The sequence below is a fragment of the Butyrivibrio sp. XBB1001 genome (assembly GCF_000424505.1).
Taxonomy (GTDB): Bacteria; Bacillota; Clostridia; order Lachnospirales; family Lachnospiraceae; genus Butyrivibrio.
In genome coordinates this window covers 20,992-39,251 of sequence record NZ_AUKA01000022.1, presented here as the reverse complement: position 1 = coordinate 39,251, position 18,260 = coordinate 20,992, and the positions used below count along the sequence as shown (strand labels likewise).

Genomic DNA, 18,260 nt, shown 5'->3' with positions numbered 1-18,260 from the left:
TTAGCAGTAGCCCTCTTTTTTCACTACTGCTAGATTTAGGAAATTAAAAATTTTCTAGTAGCCTAAGCGATAATCTACCATATTTTAAACGGATGAGTTTAAATTTCTTACATCTATTTTTTATTTATTCATCAAAAAGGATGATAATTGTCAGATTCTTCATGAAAATGTTCAAGAATCCTATGCAATAAAAATTGCAGCACTACTATAAATATTTGAAAAATGGATATGCAGCAGTAATGAAAAATTTGCCCTACTGCTGATTTACAAAAAAGTCAAAAACACTCGTAAAAGATGCGGAATCGAGTAGAAGGCGGTCAGCCTTCCTACTCGTCTGCGAGCCGCTGGTCAGCTTAGCTGACATATTTCATATCAGCGGCTCTGCAATAAAAATACCCACCTTACTGGTTGTCCAGTAAAGAGGGTACATATCACACTGGTACTGTAATAAGATGCCTGGAATAGCATTCAAAACACCTTGTACTCATGCTTAACATCGAATTTCTTTTCTATAGCATTCATCATGATATTCATGGCCAAGTTGGCTTTTTTCTCAATATCATAATGGATGGTCTTAAGACCCTTGGAATAAACATGAAGATTATCTTCACAGGAAACTACAACTAAATCCTTGCATTTGGCATTCTGCTGAATTATCATTCCCAGCTGCATTCCATAAACAAGGACCTTTTTGCCTTTTAGCATAGAAAAGTCACTGCCTTCAAAATCTGAGAAAAAGAAAACATTTTCTCCTGGGAGATCTGCTAGCAGATAATCGCAATATCTTTTATTGTTGTACTTATCAATAACAAGGCAGTAATCTTCACCCAGAATTTCTCTGGCCTTGGCAGCGATGCTCTCCATGTCAGTATGTATCTGATAAAAAAGAAAATCGTTAATCATCATGTCAAGGCAAAGGATAGGGATGAAATACTGTCCTGACATCTGCTTGAACACAGATTCTTCAAGGTCTATAGCTATTATGCCATCAAGCCCCTCGATAGGTTTCTGATATTCTGCTGCAGATTCCAGTGGAATGAGCTGACAATTGAAGCCAATCCTAAAAAACCTGCCAGCCAGAAGATTTATAAGAGAAAGAATCTCTGCGTTTCTAGAGGGAGTATCCGCCATGAGCGTATACATAACGCCGATAGTATAGGCACCTTTTCTAGCATCTATATTCTTGTACTTCTCAGGAATACTGTAGTTGAGCAGATTTGCGACCTGTAGTACTTTCTTTCTGGTTACATCACTTATTTTAGTATCCTTTTTATCATTAAGTACATATGAAACTGTAGCTACTGATACACCGGCCTTTGCAGCAATATCCCGGACAGTAGCTTTCTTTTCGTTAGCCATGATTATAAGTCCTTCAAAATCTAAATAATATCAACGTGTTGGTACGCTGGGTTAACATGTTAAGTTAATAATAGCAGAGGTGCCAGATATTGACAAGGGATATTCAAAGTGTTATTACTAATTTAACAGTTAAGTTAACAAGCTTAACAAATTTAACAAGATATAAATGACAAAACAAAATCTAAATGAATATGTAAAGGGAGGACAAAACATGAAAAAGAATGGATTAGTAACAAGAATTTTAACCGGAACAATGGCAACTTTATTTGTATTATGCGGGCTTGCAGGATGCGGAGAGAAAGATGTGCAGGAGGCATCCAAGGAAGACATCACTATTACTTTTATGAATCAGGATACAACTCTTGGTACAGCCAAGGTAGCAGCAGGTGAACTTTTGGATAAGGCTTCTTATGAAGCATTTGAACAGACAGAAGAGGCTGAATTTAATGGCTGGTTCGAGACTCCATCATATCTTGAAACCAGCAAAAAAGATCTTTCTGTAGATACCTTTGAGAAAGACACAACTCTTTACGGAGATTTTAGAGCTAATAGTGTAGCAGAAGATACAAGACACTGGTATATTGCGGGTTCATCCAAGAAAGGTACACTTGCACTTAACAACTGGGCTGGAAGCCTTAGCGATGAAGAAAAAGCTACATTTGAACTAGTTCCAACCGGAAATGCTACTAATGAATTTGCTCTGACTATTGATCTTTTTGAAGGTGACGAATTTCAGATCATAGCAGACTGGTCATGGGATACACAGAAGGGCTTTGGTAAGTTTACAGAAATAGATGAGTCTCAGATGGAAAATGCAGGAGGCCTTGCCGGAACTGATGACAAAGCAAATGTTAAGGTTCTGACTGATGGTAACTATACAATTACTCTTACAACAAATCCTGATAACCAGGCTCAGGATACTCTTTCAATAGTAAGAAATTCTGATCCATTGACTGATGGAACAGCAAATGAGTAAAAGGAGCTGCTTAAATGAACCAGTTTGCACTTTTACACATTACAGATTCGGAATACTGTTTTCCCGTATCTGAAAATGAAATTGTCATAAGGCTCCGCACAGCCAAAAATGACATAGAAAGAGCATATATTATCTACGAGAGCAAATATGTTATTGGAAATAGTCAGCAAAAGCTTCAGATGAAAAAGGAATTATCCGGAGAGCTTTACGACTACTTTTCAATCAGTCTTAAGCTAGAGGACACCAGGCTTGCATATGTCTTTTACCTTTATGATGGAAAAGAGTATTACTATTTTTCTGAGGATGGCGCAACACTCACATATGATTTCACCAAGGGCTTTTACAATTTTTTCCAGTATCCCTACATTAACAGCGCTGATATTCTTAAAAAAGAAGAATGGTTGTCGCAGGCCAGCTTTTATCAAATCTTCATAGACAGATTCTGCATGGCAGATGAAAACAAAGATAAGAACTATATTAACCTTAAGTGGGGCGATATCCCTAATCCCAAGAGCTTTGCGGGAGGTGATCTTAAGGGAATCATCTCCAAGCTTGACTACATAAAAGCGCTTGGATGTGATGCCCTTTACCTTACACCTATTTTCAAGTCTCCTTCCAATCACAAGTATGACATTGTGGATTACTTTGATGTAGATCCAGATTTTGGAGACAAGACAGATCTTAAGAATCTGGTAAAAGAGCTACATAACAGGGAAATGAAGCTTGTTCTGGATGCAGTTTTTAACCATGTAAGTGAGCTCAATGATAAATTCCAGGATGTGATTTCAAAGGGAAAAGAGTCTGAGTATTACGATTGGTTCGTTATAAAGGGCGATTATCCTTGCGCTGAGCCGCTAAACTACGAGGTTTTTGCAGGATGCACATATATGCCCAAGTGGAATACCTCAAATATCCATGTTCAAGACTACCTGATTTCTATCGCCACCTATTATATCAAGGAGTTTGATATAGATGGGTGGAGACTGGATGTATCTGATGAAATAAGCCACGATTTTTGGAGAAGGTTCCGAAAGGAAGTTAAAGCAGCAAAAGAATCAGCGGTGATCATAGGTGAAAACTGGCATAATGCTAGTAATTACCTTAGGGGAGATCAATATGACAGTATTATGAACTATGCTTTTACTAAGGCTGCATTAGATTATTTTGCTTATGGACAGCTTGATGCTCAGGGAGTAGCCAATAAGCTTAATGATATCCTGGCAAGAAATACTGATACTGTCAATGATATGATGCTAAATCTCCTTGATAGTCATGACACAGACAGATTTTTTAGCGAAGTTCATGAAGACAGAAAGAAGCTTAAGGCTGCGCTGGCTCTTTTGTATATGTTTCCAGGTGCGCCATCTATTTTTTATGGAACAGAGTGCTATACTGTTGGAGGTTATGATCCAGATTGCAGAAGATGCATGGATTTTGCAAAAGAAAAAGAGGATACTCTTAATGATTACATAAAAAAGCTTGCTGATATAAGAAAAAAGTGCAGCTTCAAGTTCAGCGGAACCCGCATTTATGCTTCGGAGGATAAAAAGCTCTTTTGCCTACAGAGACAGGGCAGAAACGGTGACGTGATGCTGTATATAAATGAAACAGATAGCATTGGAAAAGAAAAAGATATTCAGGTAGAACCTGGAAACTTCAGATTATTTGTTTGTGGAGGAGAAGTACTATGAGAGGATTAAAGAAAGCGTTCGCGCTGCTACTTATATCATCACTTGGCGCCAGCATGACAGCGTGTGGAAGCGATAACGCAAAGGCAGCCACTGATTCTGCAAATGGTGAAGTGATCACACTTCGCATTCTTGAAAATGATACTGCCAAACAGGAAGGATACCTTGATGAACTCTTGTCTGCTTTTAATGAAGCATATAAAGATAAAGGAATTCAGGCGGTTGATGCAAACATGGAGGAATACAGCAATCTGGCAGAAAACGGCCCTTACGGCTACGGCCCTGATGTGCTTTATCAGGCCAACGATAAGTTGATGGCATATGCAGAAGATAAGCACATCCTGGCACTTAACAGGGATGATTTTGAGTGCGCAAGTCTCATCCCGGAAGAAGCATGGGATGCCTTTACCATGGCAGTCGACGGCAAACAGTACACCTGCGCCATTCCTGTCAATGTTCAGGAGCCAATGCTTTTTTATAGAAAAGATAAGCTGCCTGAAGGCTGGGAAGCCCAGTGGGATGAGGATGGAGATAAGACTCCGGATTTCCTTCAGAACTGGAGCAGCTTGTACCAATATTCACAGCAAATTGTAGAGTCCTCTGATGGCCAGAACTATGGTCTTGTTGCTTCCTGCAAAGATCTTTACATGATGGCGCAGTTTGACTTTTCTTATGGCGGATATGTTTTTGGAAAAGATGAGAATGGGCTTACAAAGGCAGAGGATGTAGGCTTTGGCAAAGGAGATGCTGCTAAGGGACTGTTAGCTCTTCGCCAGTTTGCAGGTCTTATGAATGAAGAGTGTATAGATGATTCAATTGCTCAGAATAGATATGCCAAGGTTGCTGATGGAACTTATTTTTGCTCTATTTCAACTCCAGATACCTATGTTCTTTTCCATGACAGGCTTGCTGATGTATATAAAGCTGAGGGAAGTAGTGACGAAGAAGCTGACCAAAAAGCTACTGAGAATCTTGGAATGGTAGAACTTCCTGGAAAAATGCCTGCAGATGGAGATTTAAGTAAAAAGGGAGATACCGTTGATACTGTAGTAATGGGCGGTGTTAATGGCTATGGAATCAGTGCTTATACAGAACACAGAGAGGCCTGCATTGAGTTCGTAAACTTTGCAACAAGTAGAGAAATGATAAAGAGAAGGGCCGAAATTCTTGGAATTGCGCCAACAAGGTCAGATGTAGCACAGGAAATGGGTGGAACAACAAGTATGATCTTTGATAGTCTTAACGCCGGACATATAAGCCTTATGCCGTCTGTTAAGGCTGTTGATCAGATATGGGATCCTATGGGAACCCTTCTTAGTGATGTGGCCAAGGATGCCTTTAGAGAGAAAAAAGGTGAAACTGTCAAGTATGCTGATGAAGCTTCCATGCAGGAGGCACTGGATAAAGCATCAAAGAGTATATACGATGCAATCTATACTTTGTCTAATTAAGGGAGCTTAACATGGATTCGAGAAATATTAAAACAAAATGCTCCTACGTCATCATGGGGCTTGGGCAATTCCTGTACGGACAGAGAATAAAGGGAATGCTTTATATGGCAGTGCTTGCCTTATATTTGTGGTATCTTTTTACCGCAGGATTTGGTGATATGGCAGGTTTTTTTACCCTTGGAACTGTAGAAGGTGATCCATGGCTTGGCACAAAGGGTGATGACTCTATCATCATGATGTTGAGAGGAATATTGGCATTTCTGATACTTATTTCGGTCATAGTATTTTATCTTTCTAACATAAAAGATGTCAGAAACACAGAAAAGCTAGTGGAGCAGGGCAAGCCTGTTCCCGGCTTTTTGGCATCATTGCAGCTGTTTGTGGATAAAAAATTTTATGTTGTAGCGCTGTTTCTTCCTGTTGCGGGAGTTGCACTATTCAACGTGCTTCCTATTATTTTCATGATCCTTATTGCTTTTACAAACTATGGCGGAGATATCGTGCCTCCAAAGCTTGTGGATTGGATAGGATTTGGGAATTTTATACAGATTTTTTCCCTGTCAGGAATAAAGGATACCTTTCTAAAGATACTAGGATGGAACATAATCTGGGCAGTGTGCGCAACAACGCTTAACTATTTTGGAGGTTTGTTTCTTGCACTTCTTCTAAATAAGAAATGTGTTAAGGGAAAGACCTTTTGGAGAGCCTTTCCTATTCTTGCCTACGCTGTTCCGGGATTTATTACCCTTCTGGGATTTAAGTTTATGTTCTCTTATGGTGGCCCGATCAATTACTACCTGAAAGTTATGGGACTTGCGCCGGTAGGCTTTTTGGATATTGATGCCGGATGGAAAGCCAGAATTATAGGGCTATTGGTTAATGCCTGGATATCAATACCTACTTCAATGTTGCTGGCTACAGGAATTCTTTCAAACATGAATAATGAACTCTATGAGGCAGCCAGTCTCGATGGAGCAGGCAGATGGAAGCAGTTTACAAAGCTCACACTTCCTTTTGTGGTATTTTCTACAACGCCAACGCTGATCACAAGCTTTGTAGGAAATTTCAACAACTTCGGTGTGTTCTACTTTCTAAGGGGAGGTCTTTATCTGGATGATTATTTCCTGGCAAGTGACACAGACCTTCTCATCAACTGGCTCTATAATCTGTCTATTGACAATAACTACTACGGAATAGGCGCAGCAGTCAGCCTTATCATTTTTATTATTACTTCAGTGATTTCTCTGGTGACATACGTGAATTCATCAGCATTTAAAAAGGAGGATACTTTCAGATGAAAAAAGAACGACTTTCAGAAGCTGTCGTTACACATATAGTACTTATCTTTGTATCCTTCATTTTCTTTTTTCCAGTGCTGTGGCTTGTATTGGCTTCTTTTTCGGCCTCTGGATCAATTTACGATTATGATGGATTTTTTCCTAAAAGTTATAGTCTTGGGACCTATATCAAATTGTTTACAGATACCCAGATGTATGACTATCCAAGCTGGCTTAGGAATACACTTTTTGTGGCTGTTTTCTCCTGTGTGCTATCTACAGTACTTGTGATTCTGACTGCATATACAATGAGCAGATTCAGATTCAAAATGAGAAAGCCTCTTATGAAGACAACGCTGGTACTTAGCATGTTTCCCAGCTTTATGGGAATGACGGCAGTTTATCTTATCATGATCAACTTCAATCTCATAAACAATCTGTGGAGCCTTATATTGGTGTATTCTGCAGGGGCACCTATGGGTTATCTTGTTCAGAAAGGGTATTTCGATACAATAAGTAATTCAATCTATGAGGCTGCCAGAATTGACGGAGCATCTAATCCAACTATCTTTTGGAAGGTTACAATGCCTCTTTCAAAGCCTATTTTAGTATACACAGCTCTTACATCTTTTGCATGGCCATGGAGCGACTTCATTCTTCCAAACATGCTTCTTAAAAATAGGGACCTCTGGACCGTAGCAGTAGGGCTAACACATCTTGGAGAGACGGAGTTTTCTAGATTTGCGGCAGGAGCGATATTTATCGCGGTGCCGATTGTAATCCTGTATTTCTCTTTATCAAGATTCCTTATTTCTGGAGTATCCGACGGAGCAGTAAAGCAGTAAAGGGAAAGCAGTTGACATACAGTTGTCAGAAAGTTATACTAACAACTAAATATTTTCTGAAAGCGATTTGAATTATGAAAAAACTTGATCTCGTCAATTCAATGCTAACTATTAAATCCATGAACAAATTTGATCAGGGATTTATTGTTAATGCATTTGATGGGGACGAGATAAATGCTTAGGTTTATACATTTTTAGCATTTTCATATTTTAACCGATGCCTCATCAAACTATAGATTTGATGAGGTTTTTTCATATCATAAGGAAATCGCACCCGACATCTATATCAAGAGGAGGATAGTTATGGACAAATTTGTTGATGAAAGAGATTTTAAGCTCCTAGACCAGGACAGATATACGTTTTTTGTTCTGCGTCGCATCCTTGGAGGCCCCTGCAAGCTGATCTTATCTGATCATGAGAGAGTAATAATCTGCTTCTCAAAAGAGCCATTTCCTGTATGGATCTGGACTCCGGATGATGCTACGGATAAAGATATGGCAGCTGCCTACGATGTAATTTCAGAAAACGGCCTTCTTGATGGAAATCACAACTACAATATTAAGTATAAACTGGCTGAATACTTCATAAATCGGGCTAAAGAAGAGGGGAAAGAGCTTTCCATCAGACAAAATATGTATGCCTATGACTGTCCCAAGTCCGTAGAGCCTCGGGAGAAGGCATCTGGAGAACTGCACAAGTGCACCCAGGATGACTTTGAAGAGCTTGTTGACCTGATAGATGGTTTCCACAACGCAGTAGGCATAGATATAATGGACAGAGCCGCCTACGAGCAGAATGCTGAGAAATGTATAGAAGATAGAAGGACGTTCTTTTGGCAGGATAAAGGAATTACTACAGCCTGTTGTAAGTATGTTCCAAACGGTGATATGGCCAGTATCAGCCTTGTGTACACCAAGCCAGAGTGCAGGAGGAAACACTACGCTGAGAATCTGGTTTACACAGTAACTGAACTTGCAAGAGCAGAGGGATATCTTCCCATGCTCTACACAGATGCAGATTACGTAGCATCTAATGCCTGCTATGAAAAAATTGGATATATTCGCCGGGGTGAACTCTGTACTGTCGGGTGAATTAGCAAACAGCTAAATGTTCTAGAAAAAGAAATCTATTGAGGAGAGAAAGAGTATGAGTCTGAAACTAATCAAGCTAACAAAGAGCTATGAGAAACAATTGGGGGAAATGATTGATGAGTGGAAGGAGGATCAGGAAAAGAACCACACAAACCACTCACCGTGGGCTATTTTTAAAAACGATTATCACGATTTTGATTATTATCTTGAGCATTTGGAGCTTACTAATCCCAGAGATGGCCTGGTTCCTGACTCAACCTTTTTCCTGCTTGATGACGAGAAAGATAGACTTCTTGGGGCAGTAAATATCCGCCACTATCTAAATGATGGCCTATTAAAAAGCGGCGGACATATCGGAGATGGGATCAGACCGTCAGAAAGGCGTAAGGGTTACGCCACAAAGATGATTGGTCTGGCCCTTAAAGAGTGCAAAAAGCTTGGTATTGATAGGGCACTAATCTGCTGTGACAAAGATAATATTGGCTCTGCCAAGTCAATCCAGAACAACGGCGGTGTATTGGAAAATGAGCTTGTAACTGATGATGGCGAAATAGTGCAGAGATACTGGATTTCAATAAAATGATGTAGGTGGCAAAAAATAATTGATAAGAATGGTGGCCATGATTCGACAGGATGCTGGAGGCAGGAGGCAGGAGCTGCTGTTTACGCCCAAATGCCTAACTAAATGTGTGACTTGATAGGCGGCGATAACAAAGTGGCGTTATTGCGCACATTTTTTACTGCTGCAAAACAAGTTCTTGAAACTTAGCAGTAGCCCTCTTTTTTCACTACTGCTAGATTTAGGAAATTGCAATTTTTCTAGTAGCCTCATGGATAATCAGCTATATTTTAAACGGATGTGCTTAAATTTTTTACGTCTCTTTTTGTGTTATTCACCAAAAAGGATGATAATTGTCAGATTTTTTAAGAAACTGTTTAGAAATCCTTAGCAATAAAAATCACAGCACTACTAAAAATTCTTGAAAAATGGATATGTAGCAGTAATGAAAAATTTGTCCTACTGCTGATTTATAAAAAAACCGAAAACGCTCTTAAAAGATGTATAAAATACTAACCAAAGGTTAATGTTTTTTCATTTGGTTCCATCCTATAATTTAAAATGATGAAGAGTGCTCTTTTTTGTAAAAAGAAATCTCATTAGAGCGTACCTATAGGAGGAAACAAAATGAAAAAAAGAAATGCATTGCTACTGTCGACTTGCCTTATGATCATCATGGTGCTGTCCGCCTGTGGAAGCAGCTCCAGCTCTAGCCAGGGTTATAGAGATATCATCACTTCTGTCAAATATGGCGATGATACAACATATGTCATAGGCCATAAAAGCCCAGACTCTGATACTGTTGGATCCACCATTGCCTATGCATATCTGCTCAATCAGCTTGGAATAAAGGCTGAAGCTGCTATAAGCGAAGAAATAAATGGCGAGACCAAGTATGCTCTTGACTATTTTGGGATTGCGGTACCAGCAGAAATCAAGGACGCAACCGGCAAACAGTTTGTCCTGGTAGATCATAGCACTTACTCACAGACTATTGATGGAATGGATTCTGCAATAATAGTGGGAATAATTGACCATCACGGAATTGGTGAAATAGAAGTAAGTGATCTGATCAATGTACGTAGTGCTCCTGTAGGTGCAGCAGCAACTCTTGTATATCAGTCATATAAAGAGTGCGGTGTGGATATTCCTAAGGATATGGCACAGGTCATGTTGATGGCACTTCTATCAGATACAAGAAATATGAAACGCGATGTTACAGGGCTTGACCAGGCAGCTTATGATGAGCTGATTAAAATTGCCAAGATAGGAGATATAAACGCATTCTACCAGAAAATGGCTGAAGCCATTGCTGATTACGGCGATATGACAGATGAAGAAATCTTCTATTCTGATTACAAAGAGTATACAGTAGGAGATTATTCCTACGGAATTGCTGATGTTATCGCTTTTGGCGAAGATAATACAAGAGCAATGGCCGATCGCATGTATGAAGTCGCAGCTGCCAAATATGCTGATTCAGGACTAGACTACCTATATGCCAAGGTTAAGAATCATGGCGATGACGATTCAGAGAACAAAATGTACACTATTGCTTACGGAGATGGTGCCGTAGAAGTGCTTGAGGAAGCCATCGGCGGCTATGATGGAACCAAGTATTTTATTCATAAGGAATCACAGTCCCGAAAGAAGGTAATGGTCCCAGCAATTGATAAGGTTCTGGAAAAGAAATAAAGATATGTTATTAGAACAAAAATCTCATCAAACAGGTAGTTTGATGAGATTTTTGTGTTATCCTAGATATGCTGATTTTCAGCAGCAATAAAGCTAGTTTTGGTTTGGAGGAGATTATGAAAAAGAATGTAGTGATAATGCTGACATTATGCAGCATTATAGGAACGACAGGTTGCGGGATTAATTCAAATGAAGGCGCAGTAAATACAAGCTCGGAGAGCACATTATTTGAGTCATTAAGTGAGGGTGTCGCAAGTGAAGAGGCAAGCACAGGAAATGAGCAAATGGAAGCAGCTTCTGACAGTACATCAGAAAATGAGGCTTCATCGGAAGATAGCTACGATGCATATCAGAAATATATGGATTATATTTCACCCAAGGACAAAGCTACTGTAAAGCTTGACGCAGAGTCTGAGAAACTATATCAGGCATTCATAGATGGCACAGAGCCAGCGCAGTACGACATTGACGGAGATATTGCTGAGTACATATGCCTGTCTGAAGCTTTGGAAAATGGTAAGAGCTATACACTAAATGAGATAAAAGAAAAACTTTCATCAGAGGGCCAGTATGGCGAAGGCTGGTTGTATGAGATTCAAAGTGAAGGATATATAGATCTTGGTCTTGATGAGAGCTATGAGCTATGCATGGATATTGGTGCGTCAGAGTTTAGTCTTACTCTCGTTGTAAAAAATATTGATGGCAAGCTAAAGATTTGCTTTGCAGGTGATTCCTGGAGCAGAAATAGTACGGTTGTAAAATACTCCGGATATGTTGAATCTTATGGTTCAGGCGGAGCCAACTATCACGGCGGTCAAACAGGATATATTGATGCAAACGGCAAGTACCACTTCTGGTATAGATCAACTGAAGAGGGTATACTTCCAGATGATGATGGCAAGCTTACTTATAATGATCAGCTTATCGGAGAAAATATCGGAATGTATCTTGAGAGTTTCTCCTTTGATAGATCCTATGAGGGCAAGGAATATCAGTACGTCTACATAGTAGATTCTGAAGGCAGAGAAGACGTGGAGGTTGACCTTTCACAACCAGGTAACGCTTACGAAATGGCGCAGAAAGCTATAGAGTCAAGTGGCAATACCTATGTTTCTGACACCGAAGCGAAGGCCCTTATGGACGAGCAGAGGAAAACCATAGGTCTTTCCGATGAAATCTACAAGTATGGAGAGGAACTATATCCTTACTAAAAAAGAATAGATAGGAAAACTAATGAACAGCAAACAAAAGAAGTCAGGAAAATTTGGAAAGCTAATAATAGGAATTCTTGCTGTATTAGGCATATTGTTTCTGATCTTCATGCTTATTCCAGATGATGAAACTGATGAGTCTTATACAGAAGAAATAAATGAAGAAAACACAGTAGTAGAACAGCATGAAAAGCCGGTACAGCAGGCTTTCGGTCCAGCAGATACTGTTGAACCGGTATCCATCGGTACAAACGCTCAGTCAGCTACTGTCATGATCTATATGAATGGGTCCGATCTTGAAACTAATGCAGGAGAAGCAACTACCGATATTGAAGAAATGATATCCTCCGGCATTGGCGAAAAAGTAAATGTTATTATCCAGACAATGGGAACCAAGGAATGGCAGGATTACGATATATCATCAAAATCAGCCCAGACCTATAAGATAGAAAAAGGCGGCCTTTCCCTTGTGCGGGATAATCTGGGGCAGCTTGACTGCACAGCAGAGGACACCTTATCTGAATTTATAGGATTCTGTAAGAACAATTATCCTGCTGACAGATACATCATTGTGTTCTGGGATCATGGCGGAGGCCCTGTTTATGGGTTTGGCTATGATGAGTGGCAGGATGATGAAGAAGCTGGTCTGACAATCAGCGAAATGGCAAGCGCTTTTTCGAAGAACAGCGATATCAATTTTGACATTATCGGTATGGACTGCTGCATCATGGCAAGCATGGAAACCTGCTATGCCCTTGAACCTTTTTGCAAATATGCATTGTTGTCTGAGGATTTCGAATCAGGATTGGGCTGGAGTTACAAGGGATGGATGAATGCTTTAGAAAAAGATCCCGGAATATCGACACCGCTTCTTGGTAAATATATAGTTGATGATATCATTACAGATAATGAAAACAACTTTGGAGGCGACTCTGCCTGTATAGGTTTATTTAATGTCTCTACTGCCAAAGATCTTTTTAATGCATGGAAAGCTTATGCTTACAAAAATGAAGATGTCCTTTTAAATACAAATTACAGCAGGAAACACAAAGCCAAAGGCAGAAGCCAGAACTTTTGGGGACTCTGGGGCTTGGATGAAAGTGATGTAACTCTTTCTGATTACTATATCAGTGACATTCTGGCACTTATGGAAAGCATAGATAACACAAGTAAAGAGGCACAAAACCTCACATCTGCACTGAAAGCTGCTGTGGCATACTATGGTCATACATCTGACAAGAATGAGCTGACAGGACTTGCGGTATCATTGCCATATGGTGATCCTGACTTTTATGATAAGCTGAAGAATGTGTACAAAGATATTGGCTTTGACGATGAATATATCGACTGGCTAAGCGGTTTTACGTCGAGCTATGGGTACGAGGATTACTATGATTTCGGTGATTTCGATGACAGCTGGGGCGGATGGGAATCATATGAAGAAGAATATGGCAGCAACATAAGTGATGGCAGTTCCTGTGAATATGGCTATGACTATGAGAACGAAGATTACAATGATGGCTGGATCTATGATTTTGAGGAAAAGATCTGGTACATGTATGAGGACGATATTCTCTATCTGTATGATGATGAGACAGGCACCACCTTCTATTATGATGAACAGGACGACAAAATCTATTATTATGATGAAGAAATTGACGACTGGCGCGAAGTAGAAGAATGAAAGAAAGCTTTTAGTCTGAATTTATGTTATTATAGAAAAGAGGCAAAGGTGCTGATTATGTAGGCGTCTTTGTCTCTTTTTCTTTGAAAAATTTGCAGTAGATGTATCTGGAAGGGGGAGTTTGTGGTGTATGGTTACGCTAAATGACTATCTTTACAATGGAGATACTGTACTAAAGATAATACAGATGTATTCCAGGGATTTAAAAGAATCCTCGCTAAAGACCGGGAATACAGTAGATATGTTTCATAGCAACTTCCTTCTACGTATGGAGGAATTGCTTGTTCACAACGACTTCCTGACCTCTCAGTCTCAGAGAATAAGGGAACTTTATAAATATATGACCAGGCAGTATCCGCAGCTTGCATTCACCTTCAAGGGACGGATCAAGTCGCTGATCAGAGCTGAAGAGAAGTTTAATGCATATATAGTTGAAACAATCTACAATTACTATAAGAAAAACGGATCTTTTCCTGAGCCTACACTGGTTAAGAGTAAAATTGAGCATTTCAGGGATCTTATCGCTTATAGGATTGTAATTTCTATGCCTAAATGCCATGTGAATAACTCTGATGAGAGAAAAGAGATAGAGCTTCAGTATCTTTATGAGATAGCCAATATAATCCCTGATTTCCTGGAACAGCGAGGGTTCAGCCCGGAAATATCAGCTATTGATAATGCAGTTTCATCAAATATGCTAAAAGAATCTGTTCGTCCTTATTTTAGAGACTATATCAGCAATCCAAGTTCCTATGGCTACGAGTCTCTTCACATAACGCTTTATGACAATGAATCCCGCAGTTATGTCGAGGTGCAGCTTCGTACAAAGGATATGGATGATTACGCGGAGATAGGGCCTGCTAATCATTTGGGATATGAAAAGAGGCAGCTAAAAGAAAGGACTCGAAGGAATAAGATTCCAAAAGGAGAAAGTATTTATTTCGATGAAGCCTTTGAGAGAGGAATGCTTCTTCAGCAGCTTGAACTGTCAAAGGTCGATGTAAATATGTTTGGTGCTATTGATAACAGTCTGATAAATGACGGCTGTGGACTGTACAGAGGTCGTTTAATTCTTCCCTTTGAGCACTTGTCCAGATTTCAAAACGATAAAATTGATTAAACTTGATTTCAATTTTTAAATAAAGATGCCGGTTTCTTATCCGGCTTTTTTTGGAGGTAATATACGTGGCAGAACAGAAGAATTTTACAGAAGGAAAAATACTAGCTCCGCTCCTTAAGTTTGCAATTCCTGTACTTTTTGCATTATTTTTGCAATCTCTTTATGGAGCTGTTGATCTTATGATTGTAGGTAAATTTGCAGAACCTGCAGATGTATCTGGAGTGTCAACAGGGTCACAGATCATGATGACACTTACAAACCTTGTAAGTTCTCTATCTATTGGCATGACAGTGTTTTTAGGACAGAAAATAGGTGAAAGAAAAGCATCTGAAGGAGGAGCAATTGTAGCAAATGGAATAATGCTGTTTATGTCGATAGGTGTTTTCCTTACACTATTCATATCTTTATTTGCCGGAAATCTTGCCGGTATTATGAACGCACCAGTAGAAGCTTATGATCTAACAGTTACTTATATAAGGATATGTGGAGCCGGAGCAGTTGTCATAATATCTTACAACCTGATAGGAAGTATTTTCAGAGGTCTTGGAGATTCCTTCACTCCGCTTGTAACTGTGCTTATAGCGTGTATATGCAACATCATAGGTGACTTAATTCTAGTCGCAGGCTTTGATATGGGAACAAAAGGTGCTGCCATAGCAACGGTAGCAGCACAGCTTATTAGTGTTTTGATATCCTTGTGGCTGATCAGTAAAAAAGAACTGCCATTTAAACTCGACAGGGCAAGCTTTAAAATGGAAAAAGGAATCATTAAAAAGATAGTCTTTATCGGAACTCCTGTTGCATTACAGGACTTTCTTGTAGGCATTTCTTTTTTGGTTATTCTGGCTATTGTTAATTCCCTTGGCGTAATTGCCTCTGCAGGTGTTGGCGTTGCTGAAAAGGTTTGTGCTTTCATTATGCTCATACCATCAGCATTTGCACAGTCAATGTCAGCATTTGTTTCGCAGAATAGAGGAGCAGGCAAGTATAGCAGAGCATTCAAGGGACTTAGATATGCCATAGGTGTATCTTTCATATTTGCTGTATTCATGTTTTATATTGCCTTTTTCCATGGTGATTTTTTGTCTAGCATATTCGCGAAAGATCCAGCAGTTGTCGATGCTTCATGGGATTATCTCAAGGCATATGCTATTGATTGCCTGTTTACGTGCTTTCTTTTCTGCTTCATAGGTTTTTTTAACGGAATGGAGTATACAAGATTTGTCATGATACAGGGTATAATTGGAGCTTTCCTAGTGAGGATTCCGGTGTCATATATCATGAGTAAGCAAGAGCCTGTATCGCTTTTTCATATAGGACTTGCAACACCGTGCTCCACAGTTACTCAGATTTTAATGTGCTTTGTCTGTCTTTATTCTTTTTTGAAACCAAAACTTGCGTCAGGTGGCCCTTATTGTGACTGTGGATATAAAAAGAAAGCATCAACCAGTTCTGTAGCCTATGATAAAGAAAACAAAAGGCCTGTAATTAAAGCAAGTATCTGCAATGGTGAGATGGTGGCAGGCTTTCAAGATATACATACAGGCGCATTTGAGGAAGTGCAACTTGTTAGGAATGATGATGAGATTAGGGATTTCATGCACCAGTATGGAATCACTGAAAAGGTAGAGAAGATTTATTGATACCTTATTAAAATAATAGTTATTTTGTTCTAGAAGATACCCCTGTTGATTTAATGCTTATTTAAGATAATTACATATCTATTAATGATATCATCAATGTGTAGACGCTTATAAATTATCGTTATCAAGATATATTATCACAGGAGGGTTCAATTGAATAACAAAACGCGAAAGCATTCATTATGCGAAAGAGCACCCTATATCTCAGTTATACTAAGCATAATCTTCTCTATGCTTTTGGTGGGAATAGGAGGCTCATTATTTGATAAGGTTTCAAGTAATGCCGGATATATTGGAGCATGTATTTTGGCAGTAATAACAATGATTGTTTTTTGGCTATGGTTTTCACCGGAATTTAAAGGCTTTGTAAAACCCGGGTGTTCGGCAAAGAGTATATGCATCTTAGTGATTCCTTTCGTGCTTCTTGAAATCTTCACACTGATCGAGCCTTTAATCTTGCAGCGTCCATTCTATTTCAATCCATCTCTTAATGCGGTTTTTATGGCGTTGGCTGCCGGGTTTGGAGAAGAGACAATGTTCAGGATATTGTCCCTGGCTATTGTCATGAAATATGTTAAGAAGGAAAAGAGATTCGCTGTAATAATTATCCTTGCTGTGATATTTGGACTTTCCCATGCTGGCAACGTAACACAAGGTGCAGATTTAGTAATGACAGTCGCTCAGGTGATTCATTCAACATTTATGGCATTTGTGTTTACCGGTTTATATCTAGGAACAGGCAGTGTAATATTTCCTATATTTGCGCACGGATTACATGACTTCATCTCTTTTACAACAGATCCGTCAGTCTCCGGGGACGGAATAATCGTACAGCAATATGGCATGGGACAACTTTTGTATGAACTAGTTTTAGCTATGATCATCGGAATTGCTGTACTCTATTTGCTCAATAAAAACAAACTTGCCAAAGCCAATGAACTATGGAGCGAAAAATGGTCAAATAACTGAAATGGTGAGAAAACATGAGGTCTGAGGGATTTTTTTACGGATGTATTCTTCTAATTATTTCACTGGTTTTTGCATATGTATTATGGCAGATTTGGGGCGGCCCCAGTCAAGTCTCTAGCACAGATGATGAGGATGAGACACAAAGCGGCGATCAGATAGTACGCATCCTACTGCCGATTGTTATCGGTATGTTTGCGCTTTCATTTATTTTGATAAGCGGTGTTTATGTATATTTTAATTACGTCGGCGCAGGTATTGCCGCTGGCGGAGCATTGTTTAGCTATATTGGTATTTTGTTCATAACATCTGGAAATAAAAAGAAAAAAAGGTGCACTGCCAGTTGCTTGGGATATGTGTCTGATCATTTGGAACAAGAAGATTCCGAAAATCGTGTGAGCTATGTACCAATCATCACTTATACTGTGAATGGCAATAAATATACCTTGCAAGGAGATTTCGGCGGTGGTAAAAAAGCAATTCCGCAGATTGGTGACGCTATAGAAGTTTTTTATGATCCAATGTCCCCCAAAGTGGCCCAGAGCGTACATGACCGTAAGGAAAGCAAAGTGTTTGCTATTTGGTTCCTGGCATTTGGCATTCCGATGTTTCTGATTGGTCTTGAAATATGTATACCATTGGAGCGCTTGTATTGGATTATACGAGCTTGGTTTTTGGCAAAATGGCGTTAGGA

At 39.4% G+C, this 18,260-nt stretch carries 15 protein-coding genes; 14 read left to right on the top strand and 1 reads right to left on the bottom strand.

Annotated features, from left to right (window positions below):
- Positions 1-468: 468 nt before the first annotated feature.
- On the bottom strand, positions 469-1,359 hold the full coding sequence (locus tag G631_RS0114865) for a LacI family DNA-binding transcriptional regulator (protein ID WP_026490123.1): 891 nt from the start codon (positions 1,357-1,359) through the stop codon (positions 469-471).
- A 211-nt stretch (positions 1,360-1,570) separates the two neighbouring features.
- Here G631_RS0114865 and G631_RS0114860 point away from each other — a divergent pair, with 211 nt between their 5' ends.
- The 14 genes from G631_RS0114860 to G631_RS0114790 all read left to right on the top strand — a co-directional run bounded on the left by G631_RS0114860 (position 1,571) and on the right by G631_RS0114790 (position 18,258).
- Entirely contained in the window at positions 1,571-2,335 is a 765-nt protein-coding gene (locus tag G631_RS0114860) for a hypothetical protein (RefSeq protein ID WP_026490122.1), read from the top strand.
- Between the two features lie 14 nt (positions 2,336-2,349).
- Entirely contained in the window at positions 2,350-4,026 is a 1,677-nt protein-coding gene (locus G631_RS0114855) for a glycoside hydrolase family 13 protein (protein WP_026490121.1), read from the top strand.
- Positions 4,023-5,474 carry a sugar ABC transporter substrate-binding protein gene (locus G631_RS0114850; protein WP_026490120.1) on the top strand — a complete coding sequence of 484 codons (1,452 nt, stop codon included), beginning with the start codon at positions 4,023-4,025 and terminating at the stop codon, positions 5,472-5,474. The genes G631_RS0114855 and G631_RS0114850 overlap by 4 nt, the downstream gene beginning before the upstream one ends.
- A gap of 11 nt (positions 5,475-5,485) precedes the next feature.
- Positions 5,486-6,772, top strand: a complete 1,287-nt coding sequence (locus tag G631_RS0114845; protein ID WP_026490119.1) for a carbohydrate ABC transporter permease — start codon at positions 5,486-5,488, stop codon at positions 6,770-6,772.
- Positions 6,769-7,596, top strand: coding sequence for a sugar ABC transporter permease (locus tag G631_RS0114840; RefSeq protein WP_026490118.1), 828 nt, complete (start codon positions 6,769-6,771; stop codon positions 7,594-7,596). Before G631_RS0114845 ends, G631_RS0114840 begins: the two co-directional genes overlap by 4 nt.
- 303 nt (positions 7,597-7,899) lie before the next feature.
- A complete protein-coding gene (locus G631_RS0114830; RefSeq protein WP_026490117.1) occupies positions 7,900-8,688 on the top strand; it encodes a GNAT family N-acetyltransferase in 789 nt (262 codons plus the stop codon).
- 55 nt (positions 8,689-8,743) lie between these two features.
- On the top strand, positions 8,744-9,271 hold the full coding sequence (locus tag G631_RS0114825; protein ID WP_026490116.1) for a GNAT family N-acetyltransferase: 528 nt from the start codon (positions 8,744-8,746) through the stop codon (positions 9,269-9,271).
- Between the two features lie 603 nt (positions 9,272-9,874).
- Complete coding sequence (locus G631_RS0114820; protein ID WP_051197300.1) at positions 9,875-10,942, top strand: DHH family phosphoesterase; 1,068 nt, start codon at positions 9,875-9,877, stop codon at positions 10,940-10,942.
- 116 nt (positions 10,943-11,058) lie between these two features.
- The gene (locus G631_RS0114815; protein ID WP_026490114.1) at positions 11,059-12,153 is read left to right on the top strand and encodes a hypothetical protein; all 1,095 of its coding nucleotides are present in this window, start codon (positions 11,059-11,061) and stop codon (positions 12,151-12,153) included.
- A gap of 22 nt (positions 12,154-12,175) precedes the next feature.
- Positions 12,176-13,837 carry a clostripain-related cysteine peptidase gene (locus G631_RS0114810; protein WP_026490113.1) on the top strand — a complete coding sequence of 554 codons (1,662 nt, stop codon included), beginning with the start codon at positions 12,176-12,178 and terminating at the stop codon, positions 13,835-13,837.
- A gap of 130 nt (positions 13,838-13,967) precedes the next feature.
- A complete protein-coding gene (locus G631_RS0114805) occupies positions 13,968-14,957 on the top strand; it encodes a guanosine polyphosphate pyrophosphohydrolase (RefSeq protein WP_026490112.1) in 990 nt (329 codons plus the stop codon).
- Between the two features lie 65 nt (positions 14,958-15,022).
- Positions 15,023-16,600 (top strand): MATE family efflux transporter, encoded by a 1,578-nt coding sequence (locus G631_RS19405; protein WP_081671376.1) that lies wholly within the window; start codon positions 15,023-15,025, stop codon positions 16,598-16,600.
- 306 nt (positions 16,601-16,906) lie between these two features.
- On the top strand, positions 16,907-17,569 hold the full coding sequence (locus tag G631_RS0114795; RefSeq protein ID WP_196803884.1) for a CPBP family intramembrane glutamic endopeptidase: 663 nt from the start codon (positions 16,907-16,909) through the stop codon (positions 17,567-17,569).
- 14 nt (positions 17,570-17,583) lie between these two features.
- Positions 17,584-18,258, top strand: coding sequence for a DUF3592 domain-containing protein (locus G631_RS0114790; protein ID WP_026490110.1), 675 nt, complete (start codon positions 17,584-17,586; stop codon positions 18,256-18,258).
- Positions 18,259-18,260: the final 2 nt, after the last annotated feature.